Annotated in this window: 12 protein-coding genes and 1 pseudogene; 9 read left to right on the top strand and 4 right to left on the bottom strand. The window is 42.4% G+C overall.

The window, feature by feature from the left end; genetic code table 11:
* Together B7C60_RS18090 and B7C60_RS06460 are read left to right on the top strand one after the other, a co-directional pair.
* Nucleotides 1–1,215 (top strand): PKD domain-containing protein (locus tag B7C60_RS18090; RefSeq protein WP_245868705.1); only part of this gene is annotated, 1,215 nt, incomplete at its 5' end.
* A gap of 714 nt (nucleotides 1,216–1,929) precedes the next feature.
* A complete protein-coding gene (locus tag B7C60_RS06460; RefSeq protein ID WP_099610951.1) occupies nucleotides 1,930–3,813 on the top strand; it encodes a methyl-accepting chemotaxis protein in 1,884 nt (627 codons plus the stop codon).
* A gap of 53 nt (nucleotides 3,814–3,866) precedes the next feature.
* Here B7C60_RS06460 and B7C60_RS06455 read toward each other — a convergent pair whose 3' ends face one another.
* Nucleotides 3,867–5,213, bottom strand: coding sequence for a Na+/H+ antiporter NhaC family protein (locus tag B7C60_RS06455; RefSeq protein ID WP_099610950.1), 1,347 nt, complete (start codon nucleotides 5,211–5,213; stop codon nucleotides 3,867–3,869).
* A gap of 273 nt (nucleotides 5,214–5,486) precedes the next feature.
* Between B7C60_RS06455 and B7C60_RS06450 the strand changes: the two genes are divergently transcribed.
* From B7C60_RS06450 to B7C60_RS06440, 3 genes are all read left to right on the top strand, one after another.
* Nucleotides 5,487–6,221: an IclR family transcriptional regulator gene (locus B7C60_RS06450; protein WP_099610949.1), complete on the top strand. Its 735-nt coding sequence runs from the start codon at nucleotides 5,487–5,489 to the stop codon at nucleotides 6,219–6,221.
* Nucleotides 6,222–6,227: 6 nt separating this feature from the next.
* Nucleotides 6,228–7,058: an arginase family protein gene (locus B7C60_RS06445; protein WP_099610948.1), complete on the top strand. Its 831-nt coding sequence runs from the start codon at nucleotides 6,228–6,230 to the stop codon at nucleotides 7,056–7,058.
* A 122-nt stretch (nucleotides 7,059–7,180) separates the two neighbouring features.
* Nucleotides 7,181–7,942, top strand: a complete 762-nt coding sequence (locus B7C60_RS06440) for a phosphatase PAP2 family protein (protein ID WP_099610947.1) — start codon at nucleotides 7,181–7,183, stop codon at nucleotides 7,940–7,942.
* Between the two features lie 30 nt (nucleotides 7,943–7,972).
* On the opposite strand, the gene B7C60_RS06435 is transcribed toward B7C60_RS06440, so the two are convergent.
* From B7C60_RS06435 to glgX, 3 genes are all read right to left on the bottom strand, one after another.
* Nucleotides 7,973–8,677: a DUF445 domain-containing protein gene (locus tag B7C60_RS06435; protein ID WP_099610946.1), complete on the bottom strand. Its 705-nt coding sequence runs from the start codon at nucleotides 8,675–8,677 to the stop codon at nucleotides 7,973–7,975.
* A gap of 277 nt (nucleotides 8,678–8,954) precedes the next feature.
* Nucleotides 8,955–10,802: an ABC transporter ATP-binding protein gene (locus B7C60_RS06430; protein ID WP_099610945.1), complete on the bottom strand. Its 1,848-nt coding sequence runs from the start codon at nucleotides 10,800–10,802 to the stop codon at nucleotides 8,955–8,957.
* A 219-nt stretch (nucleotides 10,803–11,021) separates the two neighbouring features.
* A complete protein-coding gene (glgX, locus tag B7C60_RS06425; RefSeq protein WP_099610944.1) occupies nucleotides 11,022–12,998 on the bottom strand; it encodes a glycogen debranching protein GlgX in 1,977 nt (658 codons plus the stop codon).
* Nucleotides 12,999–13,446: 448 nt separating this feature from the next.
* Between glgX and B7C60_RS06420 the strand changes: the two genes are divergently transcribed.
* The 4 genes and pseudogenes from B7C60_RS06420 to B7C60_RS18085 all read left to right on the top strand — a co-directional run.
* On the top strand, nucleotides 13,447–14,778 hold the full coding sequence (locus B7C60_RS06420) for a maltoporin (RefSeq protein WP_099610943.1): 1,332 nt from the start codon (nucleotides 13,447–13,449) through the stop codon (nucleotides 14,776–14,778).
* A 77-nt stretch (nucleotides 14,779–14,855) separates the two neighbouring features.
* Nucleotides 14,856–15,707, top strand: a complete 852-nt coding sequence (locus B7C60_RS06415; RefSeq protein WP_099610942.1) for a MalM family protein — start codon at nucleotides 14,856–14,858, stop codon at nucleotides 15,705–15,707.
* A 129-nt stretch (nucleotides 15,708–15,836) separates the two neighbouring features.
* Nucleotides 15,837–16,325: an early set domain-containing protein gene (locus tag B7C60_RS06410; RefSeq protein ID WP_099610941.1), complete on the top strand. Its 489-nt coding sequence runs from the start codon at nucleotides 15,837–15,839 to the stop codon at nucleotides 16,323–16,325.
* Nucleotides 16,326–16,414: 89 nt separating this feature from the next.
* Nucleotides 16,415–16,602: pseudogene (locus B7C60_RS18085) on the top strand (glycosidase); the annotation flags it as partial.

Genomic DNA, 16,602 nt, shown 5'->3' with positions numbered 1-16,602 from the left:
TTACTGCTGGCACAAGGCGTTCCTGCCGATAAAATCGTTGTGGGAACCGCGATGTATGGCCGAGGTTGGGAAGGGGTTATGCCAACCTCATTAACGGATCCTTCCGATCCGATGACCGGTGTCGGAAATGGCAAGCTAACAGGGTCAACGGCTCAAGGGGTTTGGGAAGATGGCGTCATTGATTATAAAGGCATCAAATCGTATATGTTAGGCCCGAATAATACAGGTATTAACGGGTTTGAGTATGGCTATGACGTTCAAGCTGAAGCACCTTGGGTATGGAACCGTACTACAGGACAGTTGATTACCTTCGATGATGAACGCTCAGTAAAAGCGAAAGGAGCCTATGTTCGACAGCTTGGCTTAGGAGGGTTATTTTCGTGGGAAATTGACGCAGATAACGGCGATATTTTAAATGCGATGCATGAAGGGCTATCAGGAAGCGCTCTTCCTCCGGTTAATCGAGCCCCAACGGCAGATGCAGGTGCTGCACAAGTAGTCGTAGGCCCAGCTACCGTCATGCTTGATGGACAAGCATCAAAAGACAGTGATGGTACGATTGTTCAGTATCAATGGCAGCAAGTATCAGGCCAAGCGGTCCAGTTAGAGCATGCTGATGCAGTACAAGCGAATTTCACGATCGGGGAAGTGCGAGTCACGGAAGTATTCACCTTTAAACTGACCGTGACCGATGACAAGGGGGCGAGCGACTCAGCCACCGTACAAGTTACGGTAAAACCGGTTGAGGGCGAGGTTGAAAATACACCTCCTGTCGCCATCATTAGCGCGCCAAGTCAAGTTCATGCTGGCGATACTATTGTGATTGATGCTTCGGCATCAAGTGATGCTGATCAAGACCCATTGACTTATCGTTGGGAAATCCCAGCCGGTCTTAATGCACAAATTAAAGGCGATCACGTGCTCTTTACGGCAGGAGAATATACACAAGAGACGACGCTTAGCTTTACTGTAACCGTGAGCGATGGAGAAGCAAGTTCATCTGCGACAGCTTTAGTGGTTGTATTGGCGAGTAGCGCAGAGGAGCAATGTGAAAACCTTTGGGATGCTTCTGCGGTATACGTTGGTGGTGATCAAGTCGTTTGGTCTGGCAAAGTTTGGCAGGCCAGATGGTGGACTCAAGGGGATGATCCTGCTCAATCAGGCCCTTGGGGAGTGTGGAAAGAGGTTGGCTTGGCCGGCTGTACCACACAATAATGTCTTCGCTTTATTTTGCCCGACTAGTGAGACTTAAATGACTCAGCGTGGCAAATAAGCGGTAAGTCAGCGCCTCCCATGAGCATCGGTAAACGATAGGATTGGGAGGACAAACGTTGTGAATACCGTTAACTCGAATACCTTGGGATAGGGCCTTTTTCTCCTTTTCCACATCAAATAATCAGCTGTTTATTTGAATAGCTCACACTTTATCAACCCGATACCGCACTTTTATCGCCATCAACTATAGTCATAATAATAACCTGAGTTACTGCAAGCTCAAGCGAAAGACCTATCGATACCGAGCTGTATGTAGCGATGAACTGCCCTTGATCGTTTATGTGATTTATCTCGTCAGTACTCATTGGTTGTAAATCTTCATCTCTATTATTTTTAGTAAAAAATAAACCAATACGTTGGTCAGTTCGCATTAATTTCGAGGCTAAAAATTATAATGCACATCTAATAAAAAGTGCTTCATAAATAGAAGAATACCCAAACAACTTAGCGTTGCAGGTCGGTGGCAAGTGAGTAACAAATTTGTCTGGAACCAATTTGACCAGCCGTAGGCTGGCCTTTGGTGAGAGTCAGGAATGGCTCTCACCATCCCCATCAGCATAGATAGGCGATGGGATTGGGGTGAAAGAACGTAGCCAACACCCCTGCAGATTCAAGTAGGAAGGGTATGCACGGTATTAACGAACGAGGTTGCATATGTTCAAAAACCTATCATTAAAAAATAAACTGGCCATTTCTGCCAGTATGGCCATCATCATCGGGGGCATATTAGTTGAAGCGGTTTCATTTAATTCGGCATTGGGACGTTTGGATGTCGAAGTTGAACAACGTCTGCAAAGTGCCACTGCTTCTTATAATCTGTATGTGACGGATTGGTTATCTTCAAAAGAACGCGCATTAACTTCTTTATCGCAAGAGGTTAAGCCTGATGCCATCGTGACTCATTTAAAACAGGTAAAGCATTCGGCTGCATTTGATAATGTTTTTCTCGCTTATCCTGATGGCTCGCAATATAACGCGAATGGTGTGGTTTTACCGCCAGGAAATGACGATCCTCGGCAATGGGGATGGTATATCAATGCGAAAGCTAGCCCCAATGAAGTATTTATGGATAACCCAACCGTAGCGGCAGCAACAGGGGCGAATGTGGTTTCCTTAGGTAAGGCGATCAACTTACATGGTCAGTTGCTCGTGTTAGGAGCTGATGTTGAGATCACTGACATTCTCAATAGCATGAAACAGGTTATTTTACCGGGTTCAGGTTACATGTTTATTGCTAATAAGCAGGGCAATATTTTTACCCACGCTAATACTAAATTATTGAATAAAAGCGTTTCAGAATTAGGACTAAGTTTTAATCAGATCCAATCTGCTCAGCGCTCTGGTGAGGATACCAAGGTTGTGATTGATGGTGAGGAGTATGTGCTTTTTGCGCGAGCCATTGAAGGAACAGCATTAAGTACGGTGGTGGTGATTAACTATTCATCACTGATTGCGCCATTATTTGATGGGTTGTGGGGGCAACTATTGGTCACCTTCTTGGTCGTCGTGGTGTGTACGGTCTTGTTTAACTTGCTATGTAATATCTTATTTCGTCCTCTCAATAACGTTTCTCAAGCTCTTGAGCAAATTGCCAATGGTAGCGGGGATTTAACCCAGCGTATTACCGTTGAAAATAATGATGAGGTGGGTAAGCTCGCCAATAGTTTCAATACTTTTGTTGCTAGTTTACAGCAACTTATCGGTCATATTCGCCAGCAGTCACAACAGTTAACGGTGCAAGCAGAACACAGTGCACACCGAGCAAATCAATCAGCTTCCGAGCTTGGTTTGCAGCAGCAGGAGGTGACTATGGTGGCAACGGCTGTGACAGAAATGGCTTCCGCAACACAAGAGATTGCTTCGCATGCAGAGCAAACCGCCCATGCTGCACAAGATTCAACCACCAGTACCAATAATGGCCGTACATTGGTTTTAAATACCAAATCATCAATTCATAGCTTGGCACAAGAAGTTTCCCAAGCCAGTAATGTTATTTCTGCTCTCAATCAGCATGCGCAAGAAATTTCTACCGTATTATCGACCATCCAAGGCATTGCCGAACAAACCAATTTATTGGCGTTAAATGCGGCAATTGAAGCCGCGCGGGCTGGAGAGCAAGGGCGAGGTTTTGCTGTGGTGGCGGATGAAGTGCGAGTCTTGTCTCAACGGACACACACTTCAACAGAAGAGATAAAATCAACCATTGAAACGCTGCAAGAGACAACCCAACGAGCCGTTATGCTCATGGAGAGTAGTTCTGGGCTTGCGGCTAATTCGGTTGAAGATGCGGATAAAGCAACGCATGCTTTGGAAGAAATTAATGCTGCAGTGGCATTAATTAGCGATATGGCGACACAGATTGCCACTGCTGCAGAAGAACAGACTCATGTTACGAGTGAGATTACGCAAAATGTGACCGCAATTAAAGATGTGACTGAACAACTGGCTGAAGGCGCGGAAGATAGTTTGAATCAGTCAAATACCTTGAAACAGCAAGCCGCTGAATTAAGTGAAAAAGTATCAACCTTCAAACTATAATCTTTATGGTTCAAGCGATGCGCTGTTTGGCATCGCTTGATGTTTATCATCAACTATCGACCAGTAGGGTGAGCAAGAAAAATGGCTACAATGGCTGCCAAGGCAAGGGCAAAACAGTAGTAAGAATGGGTAATAATGGCTAAGGGGGATAGTTTGAAAATAGAACCCAGTAATAGCACTTGTGCACCATAAGGAAGAATGCCTTGCATCACACATGAAAAAATATCTAATAAGCTAGCGGCACGGCGTGGAGTGACGGCATTTTCTTGTGCTAACTCTCGAGCGATTCCCCCTGAAACGATAATCGCAACCGTATTGTTTGCCGTGCAGGTGTTGACTAAGGCGACCAACCCCGCTATCCCAAGCTCACTGATTCGACTATTGGCCATAATAGAGTGTTTTTGACCAAAAAGATGAATTACTCGGCTGATATATTGGGTTAAAAAAGCAAGCCCGCCTTGGCAGCGCATTAACTCACTAAGCCCACCGATCAGCATCGACAGTAAAAAGATCTCCTGCATATTGCCAAATCCAGCATAAATGTCTTGCCCGAGGTGAGTTAACTGGTAATGATTATTGTCAACTAAGCTCACACCTCCGGCGAGTAATATTCCGACCGTTAAAACCACAAACACGTTTATTCCAGAGATTGCGAGCACTAAGATCATGATATAAGGCATGACTTTTAGCCACTCGATATCATTGGTTTGCGGTATTTGTGTTGCCGCGCTGCTAAACGTGAATACAATCAATGAGAATAGCGCCGCAGGGAGAGCAATGCGGATGTTTTCACGAAATTTATCTTTCATCTCACAGCCCTGTGAGCGTGTTGCCGCAATGGTGGTGTCGGAAATAATCGATAAATTATCACCAAACATCGCTCCGCTTAAGACCACTCCGGCAGTCAAGGGGAGGCTCATACCCGATGATTCAGCGATACCTAAGGCAACAGGGGCGACCGCCGCAATGGTGCCCATTGACGTTCCCATGGCCGTGGCAATAAACGCGGAGATGATAAAAATACCGGATAGAATCATTTCAGTGGGGATGGCAGATAAGCCAAGATTAACCGTTGCATCCACACCTCCAGACGCTTTTGCGACCGCCGCAAAAGCCCCCGCTAACAAGTAAATTAAGCACATAGCAATAATATCGGGGTGGCCAACACCGCGGATAAATTGTTCTATTGCTCGATTTAATGAGTCCTTACTCAGCAATAAGCCAATGATGATAGCCGGTAAAATCGCAATCGGTGCGGGCAATTGATAAAAGGCAAACTCAACACCTTGAAACGTTAAATAGGTGCCTACTCCAATAAAAAGCAGTAAAAAGACCAACAGCGGAATCAGTGCTGTGGCTGAAGGGGTAATGATTTTATGGGTAGAGGAATTTGAAGACATGCAAACAACAACTTAATTTTGGAATAACAAAGGTGTGCAGACTAATCGCTCCCTGGTCGCTTGTCAATTTATAGCCATCTAAACATCTGGATTTTTATATGGCCTTTCCACTTTTAGTGATCAAACTCCACGTATTCTTTTTTATGCTGATAATTGATTTATTTTTGCTCATTTCTCACTGTATAAGAAAGCAATGCTTTCAATGTCGATAGATTCTCGTTATATAAGAATAAAAGTTTGAGTGAAAAGCGAATAAAGGCTAAAAATAACCCTATGAATGAGAGCAAACCTTCGGCCAGTCAAGTTAATGAAAAATCGCTTCAATTGTTAATGCAAGTGGCGGTTAACGAGGTACCGGTATCCGCCAAAGAGTTAAGTGAACAGCTACAAGTTCCACTGAGTAGCCTCTACCGACATTTAAAACTGCTCAAAGAGTGGAATTTAATTGAAGAGAGTCCTCACGATAAGACGCTGATTATTGGGCCTGCGGCGTTGTTGCTGATGCGAAGTTATGAAACAAGTCAGCATAACTTGGATGCGGTGGACGCGGTATTAAGTCGTTTACAAAAACAGACTGGGGAGATTGCCGCGTATATGGTGCCAGTAGGATACCGTGCACTGTGTGTCAGCCAAAAAGAAAGTATGCAGGCACTTCGATGTAGCTTCGTCCAGGGTCAAAGCCAACCACTACTTCGTGGTGCCTCATCTAAGGTATTACTGGCTTATATGCCAGCACAACGTTGTGAAAAAATTCTGCGCTATTTTGGAGAAGAATACCAAATGGAAAAGTGGCAGACAGAATTAGAAAAAATTCGCCGTCATGGGTATGCCGTGAGCACTTCTGAGATCGATCCTGGTGTCTCAGGAATTAGTGCTCCGGTCATGAAAGGAAGTAAATTGATAGGGGCGATTTCGGTGATGGCACCCGCTCATCGGGTTGAAACTCATCGGCAACGAATCATTTTACATGTATTACAGGCCGCTCGTGCGTTGCCACCAGAAAGGTAATTCATCATGCTTAGTTTATTCAAACGTTCTCGTCTTAGTCGGCCTTCAACCGCCGCGATTCCTGCCTTTACGTTTTGCACCGTGTGTGAACAAGTAAAGCCGATGTCACCAGTCGAGTTTGAATTTGCTCAGCAAAGTTTAGAGTTTGCTTCCGATTGGCTTTATCAAAGACAAGTAAATGCCACCTATGCCGATGCTGGGCATCTGGTTTTACGAGACCCAGCAGATAGCCGCTTTCGAGATTTATTAAGTCACCATTTAGCCATGAATTCGCTACCCGTGGTTTTAGGTAATTGCCATGAATTATTATTGAATGCATTACCATTATTAGCGTTAGATAACGAAGAACTGGGTATTATTCATATTGGTCATCAGTTTGAACTGAAGCAAACATTAGATCGTCAGCTAGGGTCGGTATACCATTTTGCCTTGTCTCGGTATCAGCAAACGCATCTGTTTTACTTTGGTATCGATCCCGAGCGTGTGGATAGCCAAACTTGGGAGTACGCAGAGGATTTAGGCTGTAATTGGCTAACGGAAGCAGAATGTAGTTTTCGGCATCGTACCCAAGTCAAGAACCAGCTCGACCATTATATTGAACATTGTGATCAATTGGTGGTGTCAGTTGATCTCGCTTCTTTAGTGCCCAGTCATGGTTTAGATGAACATAAAATTTTAGATAGCCAAATGGTGCTCCGTGTCCTGCGTCAAGCGATTATGTCTGGCAAAGTTAAAATGATCCAACTGATTGGTGCTAAAGATAAGCTTATTTATTCCAAACAAACGAAAACCATGATTGATGAACTGGCTCATTTATCTCGAGAGTCTTTTTATTGATTGCATCGCTAACAGGGCTGTTGCTTTCAGTTGGAAGGAGATAACAGAAATTGACAGATAGCTGATAGTTCTCTTATTTTTTCTGGTTAAACTGCACAAAAACAGTGATAGGGAACCAGAGAATGATGCTGACAACGCGACCATGTCGTCGTACCGAATTATGGCTATTGACTGGGTTTATGCTCGTGCTTGTTTTACTTACTGGCGTGACCTCGATGGTGAACTGGTCGAGTTTCGGCCCCGAGTGGTTGACACGATTTTGGTTTGCATTAACCCAGACAGCAGGCAAAGAAGGGTTTGTGTTAACGCTGGTGGTTCTCATGATATGGGTCTATTGGCGAGTACCTAGTCATCGTCAGCAATGGTTGAATCGAGGCATTCAGTTAGTCTTGTTATTGTTGTTCACCATGCTAGTTAAGGTCGGCCTCAAGCAGGCCACGCATAGCCCTCGGCCATATACCGAAGTTATGGTGCAAAAACTAATTCTCCCTTCGCCAGAACATTTTTATCGGTTAGATCGCCAACAACAAGAAGCGGCGATTGGATTAATGGCAGATAGCACTTCTCCTTATCGTCTACGGGTTTGGCTGCAGGAGCGCGATTTTTCTTTTCCGTCTGGACACACCACCTTTGCAGTGACTTGTTTACTTTTTTTTGGTGGTTTATTGGTTGAGCAAAAACGCTGGATCAGCGTTGCGTTACTGTTTAGCTGGAGTAGTGCGATTGCTCTTTCTCGCTTATGGCTTGTAATGCATCGACCAGAAGACTTATGGGCGGCAACGCTACTTGTTGGTCTGGTGTATTTATTGATACCAAGGCGTTACCCATGGTTAGAAGAAATGATCGCGTCCTTAAGTTGGAGAAGGAAAAAGAAAATGGGCTGAAAGCCCATTTTCTTTTTGGTAGTGGCAGAATTATTGGACTAAGGCGGCGATCACTCCGATAAGGCCACCAAAAACCCCGCCCCAGACGACTAACCAACCAAGGTGTTGTTTAATCATGGTTTGAATCATCTCTTTAACTAATTGCGGTGTTAGTTCGTTTAAGCGCTGTTGAATGATACTTTCAATATTGATTTTGATTTCATCTAGCATCGCTGGAGATTCAAGTTGTGTTTTCAACGCTTGCTTTACTGTGTCGCTTTGGCTGATTTCAATCATAGAGGCTTGCATCTTTTCAATAAAAGGTTGTTTCAGTGGTTGTAAGGCGTCAGAGCCACCAAACATCGCCAGCATTCCACCAAAAGAGGAGTGTTGGATAACATCAACCAGTGAATCAAAGCTTGGGGTGAAATCCACTTGCGCAATGACCGGCTCAAGATCAAGCGGTTGGTCACGGTTCATTTCTTGCTTTAAGAAACGGTTGATGTTGGCATCGGTAAAAAACTCCTCCATCATTAAGCGTTTAATCGCCGTTTTAAATTCCTCAAAACGGGCGGGGATCACTCCTGAGCCGTATAAACCAGGTACTTTTTCAAACAGCATATGAATGGCTAACCAGTTAGTGATCGCACCAGAAAAGGCGAATAAACCTGCATTAAACACAATGGGTTGGTTAAAGTAATTGCCGATAGCTAGCAGTAATAACGCGATAAGATTAGTAAGGATACTTTTGTTCATGATGACTTCAATTGGATATCAAACAATAAGGAAAAAAGAAGAAAGTTATAGTAAGAGAAAACGCCAGAGCAGGGAAGAGCTAGCACAATCTGTTGACGATAGGCGATTGACCTCTTGCCGCGATTAACACGCTTTTATTTCAAACAAAATTTAATCGCGAAAGGCCAACAAACCCAAGGTCTGTTGGCCTTTCGAGCTGATTTTTGCAACAGTTTGTGGCTTCTTTATACAAGGCAGAGGCTTTGAAATGTCGTGACTCTACTTGAGAAGCCAAGCATCAGTGAAGGTTCTCTTCCTCTGTGCCACCAATAAATCCGCCAGTCTGATGGGCCCATAATTGAGCGTAGATCCCCTTCTGGTTGATCAGGTCTTGGTGAGTCCCTTGTTCAACGATTTGTCCCTTATCTAACACAATCAGTCGATCCATCGCTGCAATGGTCGAGAGGCGGTGTGCAATGGCAATTACTGTTTTGCCTTGCATCAGTTCATTCAGGCTTTCTTGGATAGCCGCTTCGACTTCTGAATCTAATGCAGAGGTTGCCTCATCTAATATTAATAACGGAGCATCTTTAAGTAACACGCGAGAGATGGCGATTCGCTGACGTTGTCCTCCGGAGAGTTTAACACCTCGTTCTCCCACTTGTGCGTCATAACCGGTATTACCCAAGGTATCGGTTAAGGTTTCAATAAAGTCGTGTGCATGTGCTTGCATCGCCGCCCGCCGCATCGCTTCGTCATTTGCTGAGGGATTGCTGTAGAGAATATTATCCCGAATCGAACGATGCAGTAATGAGGTGTCTTGTGTCACCATACCGATAGCGCCGCGCAACGAGTCTTGAGTCACCTCTGCAATATTTTGTCCATCAATTTTTATTGTTCCGCCTTCGACATCATGAAAACGCAGCAATAAATTAACTAAGGTCGACTTACCGGCACCAGAACGACCAACCAAACCTACTTTTTCACCGGGTTTAATCGTTAAATTAAGGTGATTAATAACCGTTTTACTTTCACCATAATGAAAACTGACATCAGAAAACTCAATAGAGCCCTCGGTCACCTTGAGTTCGGTTGCATTGGGCTTATCTTCAATAGCAATCGGTTTTGCAAGCATTTGCATCCCATCAACCACGGTTCCCATATTTTCGAATAATGCCCCCACTTCCCACATGATCCATTTCGACATGCCATTAATTCGCAGTGCTAAGCTAATTGCTATCGCAATCGCCCCGACGCTGATCGCACTGAGTGACCATAAATAGATCGACATAGCGGCAATGATAAACACCAAAAAATAGTTGGCAATTTCGACCCAAATATTAAACCCAGTCACAAGGCGCATTTGACGATAGACGGTATCTAAGAAGCCATTCATTCCCTCTTCGGCATAATCTGTTTCGCGACGACTATGGGAAAAAAGTTTGACGGTCATAATATTGGTATAACTATCGACAATTCGCCCTGTCATCATCGAGCGAGCATCTGCTTGCTCACTTGACACTTGTTTCAATTTTGGAATGTAATGAAGTTGAATGGTGATGTAAGCACATAGCCAAAACAGCATCGGAAGCATTAAACGCCAATCTGCCTGAGCTAACATAACCAACATCGCGGAAAAGTAGACAATCACGTAGACGAAAACGTCGAGTGTTTTCATCACGGTTTCACGGACCGATAGGGCTGTCTGCATCACTTTGGTTGCTATACGACCAGAGAACTCATCCTGATAAAAAGAGAGGCTTTGTTTTAGCAGGTAGCGATGGGCTAACCAACGAATCGACATGGGGTAGTTGCCAAGCAGCGTTTGATGAATCAACAATGAATAAATCGCGACGAGTAGCGGCATCCCGACTAAAAGCAGTAACGTAAGGCCAATTAAGGTGTTGCGGTTCTCGGTAAAAAAAAGATCGGGTTGGCTATTGGAAAGCCAGTCGACCAATTGCCCCATAAAACCAAATAACGAGACTTCAATAATGGCGATTAACGTGCTGAGTAATGCCATGATGATTAGTGGTTTTTCATAGCCTTTAGTGTAGTGAAGACAAAAAGCCCACAAGGTATTCGGGGGACGTTGTGGGGTCGCTTTCGGAAACGCTTTGGTAAAACTTTCAAATCGTTTATACATGAAAAATCCTTATTGAACTCGGTCAAAGAGCCATTAAGAGGAATAATAGAAATGGAGGAGGCATGGTTATAGCAGAATGGCCGCTCGAGATCAAAATTGTAACATTGTTGTGACGATATGTTCGTAAAACGGCGGATCAGCCAATACAGCATCAGCCAATATAATAGCCAGCACATCCTCAGAGCGCTGAACCGTTCAGTACTCTGAGATGAATGAGGCTTATTCTTTGGTTGCCTTCTTTTTCGGTTGATAGTGTAAGATTGCCATCGAAACAGGCAGCTGTAACACTTCACCTTGGGCGGTGTCTTGATGGACGGTACGCATATTGGTATCACAGATCACGCACCATTGCTGTTGTTTATCACCCGGTAACGTGAAACGCGCCGTGGCGTTAGTTTGATTGATTAAATAGAGCAACTCTTGGCCATCTTCACCAATACCAATATGCAATGCCACAGAGTTGACTTGATTCCAATCATCTTGCTCCATTAAGCTGCCATCATTACGACGCCAAAAGACTCGGTTAGAATTACGGGTCTCACCACTAAAGGCACGAATAAAAGGCACCATATAACGTTGGCGAGCCGTGATCATCTCAGATAACCATTGCTTAAAGTATTGCTTGCGCTCGGTCATTGACCAGTTTAGCCAACTGATTTCATTGTCTTGGCAGTAGGCATTATTATTTCCTTGCTGAGTATGTGAAACCACATCAGCAGTAAGAATATGAGGAATACCAAAAGCAAACAGTAAGCTTGCCATGAAATTTCGTTTTTGCCGCTCACGAATGGTGCGGATCACCATATTATCGGTATCGCCTTCCACACCGTAGTTATCCGATCGGTTATCACCGTGACCGTCTCGGTTTTGTTCACCATTGGCTTCATTATGTTTGTGTTTATAAGAGACGAGATCTTGCAGGGTAAAGCCATCATGGTAGGTAATATAATTAACGGTTAATTTATAAGGCCAAAGTGAGGCACTGTAGAGATCGCGTGAGCCCATAAGACGGGTGGCAAACTCTTTGAGGTAACCTTGATCGCCACGCCAAAAACTACGAGTAATATCACGTAATTTATCGTTAGTTTCATTCCAACCAACAGGAAAATTACCCACCTGATACCCATTAGGGCCAATATCCCAAGGCTCAGCGATCAACTTGACTTCTCGTAACAGTGGATCTTGAGCTACAGCTTTAAAGAAAGCGGCTTCTTGGCTGAAATTATCACCATGACGACCCAGAGTCGCCGCTAGATCAAACCGAAAACCATCAACTTGATACTCACTAACCCAGTAGCGCAGAGTATCCATAATCAAATTTAAGGTCGGTTGATAGGCCAGATCGAGGGTATTTCCACAGCCAGTAAAATTAGCGTACTGTTGGCCATGTTTAAGGTAGTAATGTGGATCGAGCGCTTTAAGATTAAATACGGGCCCGCCTTCTCCTCCTTCTGCTGTATGGTTGTAAACCACATCAAGAATCACCTCAATGCCTTGCTTATGCAGTTCGCGAATGGCTGTTTTTAACTCAGTGACCGCATTATACTTCGCATAACGAGGATCGGGTGCCATAAATACATAAGGGTTATAGCCCCAGTAGTTCACTTTGCCCATTTCTAACAAATGGGGCTCATGCATACAAGCGGCAATGGGGAGCAGTTGTAATGTATTAATATTTTGTTCTCGGTAAAAGGTCAGCATGGGTTCGCTAATCAGCCCAAGGTAAGTGCCTTGTTGAGACTTACCCACTTCAGGGTGTCGTTTGGTCAATCCCTTGACGTGCGTTTCAAACAGCACCATTTCATCTCTTGCCCGCCTTGGTTTCGTGACCCCTTGCCAATCAAACTGTGGGTCGATGACCACACATTTAGGAAGATCAAAACTTTCTGCTGGTGTGAATGGAACTTGGTAACTCAGTTGATGATCCAATGCTCTAGCATAAGGATCAGCGAGGTACAGCAGCTCATCATTAACATGAGTGAGGTAACCATAGCGTTGTCCGGCTTTAATGCCTTTAACATGGGTATATCGAATACCAGCATATTCTTGCTCCAGTGGCAGGGTTTGATAACTGCCATCAGCGTGAAAAAGAGCCAGCAGCAAGTGAGCGTCCGCTGGAGCGTAGATTGCAAAATTACATCCGTCATCATCAAGTGTCGCGCCGAGCGGATACGGCTTAGAGAGCATCAATGTCATGGTAAGTTACCGTTGTTCTTCTTTTTTCAGTCACTGCCTCTTTAAGTAAAAGGTTTTGTCAGCGTAAGGTCAAGCGCCTTGTCACAAATATTCTCATGTAATTTTCTTTCATCGAAGTCGCTCATTGAGGGCAAAAGAGTGATCAAAGAGGCACTTTGTAGCGTAAGAAGCTGGAACTCAGTGAGACTACTCCCCCCAATTCCGTGATCAATGGTTTAAAAATACCATACGGTTAAATTTCTCCTCCTTTCTCATCCCCCCTAAATATCGTTGGGGTGGAGGAAGCCACATTTCTGTGCCTTTAGTAATCTCTTTCACAGTTGAAACAACTGGGGACTCGTCCCATCTTACCTCTTTTTATCGTTGATTCATTTCTGCCTTTATGAGTTCGATAAAGAGAGCGTGAAAATAGAGTGACATAAGAAAAAACTAAATGGAGTTAATAACGATGAAAAAGATAAGTGTAATTGCTGCTGCAGTGGCTGCTTCTTTAGCAGCGGGGTCTGCTTTTGCTGTTGAGGCTGATTTCCATGGATATATGAGAGCTGGCTTTGGTATGAATTCTGATGGCGGATCTCAGTTTTGTTATGGGAATGGCGGCCCAGAAGTTTTTGGTCATAAAGTTGGTCGCTTAGGTGACGAATGTGATAATTATGCCGAACTTGCATTAAATGTTAATAAAGTGTGGGAAAGTTCAGAAGGTGGTGCATTTAATATTCACACACTAGTTGCTTATGGTACGGGAGAAGATGGCGGAAAAGATGTTCGTGGTAACTCATTCCAAAGTATTGGAACGAACCCTGATGATCCATGGGGAGGTGAACGTGCATCATTCCGTGAAGCATGGGTTGATTACTCAATGGCTAACGGTATGAAACTGTGGGCTGGTGAGCGATATTATGGTCGTAAAGATGTCCACATTATGGATATGTATTACCTAAACAACTCGGGTAATGGTGTAGGTATTGAGAATATCGATGTTGGATTCGGTCAGTTTCATGCAGCTGTTGTACAACATAAGTGGAAGGCTCCTGTAGTGAATGCTGATGGTAATGCATTAGAAGACACACAGGTTTATTCCACAGCAAATACTGTTGATTTACGTTTAACTGGTATTGAAACCAACGATAAAGGTAGTTTAGAGCTTATTCTATTAGCGGCTGATCCATCTCATACAGATGTTCAAGAAGATGCTATTGATAACGATGTTGGTAATCATGGAGATTATGGTTTAGATAAGGCTGGTTTTTCATTTACAGCTGAGCATACTCAAGGTCATAGTTTAGGCTTTAACAAGGCTATTATTCAATACAATACGGAAGGATATGCATGGTCTGGCTTTGTAGGTAACCACCTTGGTGATTCTTACAACATGGAAAAAGGTCAAGAGGGTCGTAAATCATTCCGTTTTATTGATTGGGGTGTGGTAGAGTCTGATAAGTGGAATCTTGGGTATGCATTTGTTTATGCGCAGCTTGATAAAGACACTAGTGGTGATGATGCTAAAGCAATGAGTGTTGTTGTTCGCCCTGGCTATAAATGGTCTGAAACCATGAGTACTATTGTAGAAGTTGGTCATTATCGTCAAGACTTTGGCTCTGATTGGGGCGAAGGTAGTTGGTCAGATTTAACTAAGTTTACAGTTGCGCAACAATGGCAAGCTGGTTCTAGTTTTTGGGCTCGTCCAGCAATTCGTGTCTTTGCTTCGAAGTACACTGGAGACTATTCTGTTGATAATAATGACTTAATGTTTGGTGCGCAAGTTGAAGCTTGGTGGTAATCTAAACTGTTATTAATATTATCTAGGTATAAGTAGCCAGCTATACTGCTGGCTACTTTATTTAAAGAGGAAAACCAATGAAAAAACTTATGTATATATTAGTAGGAATGTCTTTTTTATTTGGTTGCTCTAACCACCAGGTTTTTAGTGCTAAAAATATAGAAAATAGAAATATAATTGATATACAAAAAATTGATTGGCATGAAGTAAGCGTTCCGACAAGTTTTTCTGTTCATTTTTCAAATAAAACACAGTACCTAAGAAATAATAAATTTTCCAGTCCGGTCTATGGTTTTTACTTTGAGGTGTCAGAGCCAAAATCAACAATAGAAGTCTCTGGTATAATAAAAGACTTATCAGTGTTTTCCCCGAGCTTAGCGTTATATGATCAAGATTTTAATTTGTTGAAAAATTATAATTCATCTTATTTTCGTTATGATAGAAATGATTTTATCAAAGGTGATGCTTTATTTGGTGAAGTAGAGTTGAATTTAGAAAATAGTATAAGTCGTGTATATGGTGTGCTATATACTACAGAAGAAGATATTTCAGAAAATACACAACTGTTACATCCTGCAAAAGCTATGGCGATAGCAAAGAGAACGGTTGAACCTGCCATTGATGACCCAATTGCTCAACATTCTGATATTGGAGAGGTCCGAGTTGTAATAAGGAAAGAGAATATTTTATCTGGAATAATTAAAAATTCAAAATCTGCATCATCTCCAGAAGTTCCAAATATTATTTCGAATAAGAAAATAATCAAAAAAATCCAACCAGAAACAGAAAGATTTTATCATAAATCCATTAAGTTGGCCGTTGGCAATGATGATATATCAAAAGCTTTAAATTTATTGGAAGAAGCAAAGTCTTTAGGGATAAGTAATGCTGAAGATACTTTTATTAAGGCTTTAAAAAATAAAGAATAATATGAAGATTTTTAGAACATATTAAATTATTTGTTACTAATTATTTTTATCTTTACTTGCCTTGAGGATGTTTTATTTTTTATTGAGTCTGTTTGATATTTTAACCATTTGATAATATAAGGAAACAAAATGAATTTACTAAAGTCTTCTATTCCTGTTTTTTTAATTTTAAGTCTTGCTGCTTGCTCTTCAACGACGAAAGAAGGTACAAGTGAAGTCTTAACTAATACTATACCATTCATGCAGTCTTGTAATAATGAGGATATTGAAGGTAAAGGTCCAATTAGCCAAACACTTTATGTTGTTGGAAGTTTTTCTGATTCAGATTGGAAGCATGTCGATCATAGAAAATATACATATAAAGGAAACAATATTTATCAAGTTGTAACTGAAGAGAAAGTTGGAACTTATAAAATGCAATATGCTTCATTTACTTGGAGTCCTCAATTTACAGCAAAAGATCTTAAGTTACCAATTGGAGAGAGAGCCATATTAAGATTTGGAGGATATGGAAGTGATACAGAAGTGCATATCAATGAGAATGGACGATATGTATGGAGTCTACAATTTAATAATGATGGTTCGCCTAATTCAATAATGTTGAATAAGTGTCAATAGAAATAGTTTATTATTTATTTTTATAATTTAAGCTCTATAATTTCTTTATGGAGCTTTTTATTATTTAAAATTATGGGTGCTTTTTTTATATGGAAAATAAAATAGTAAAAACTATTCTAAAAATATTATTCCTCAGTTTATTGCAAGCTTGTGGGGGCAGTTCCAGTAGTAGTGACACGAAGATAAGTTCAGCTTCTTCTCTCGAAAATTATGCTTGCTCTACTCAAATAGCTGAAAAAAGTAATACATTGATGACTTATCAAATCATGGTCGAAAG

This window comes from Vibrio fujianensis, assembly GCF_002749895.1.
GTDB classification, from domain to species: Bacteria; Pseudomonadota; Gammaproteobacteria; order Enterobacterales; family Vibrionaceae; genus Vibrio; species Vibrio fujianensis.
The sequence above is the reverse complement of the archived record's forward strand: the minus strand, read 5'-3'. Positions and strand labels throughout refer to the sequence as shown.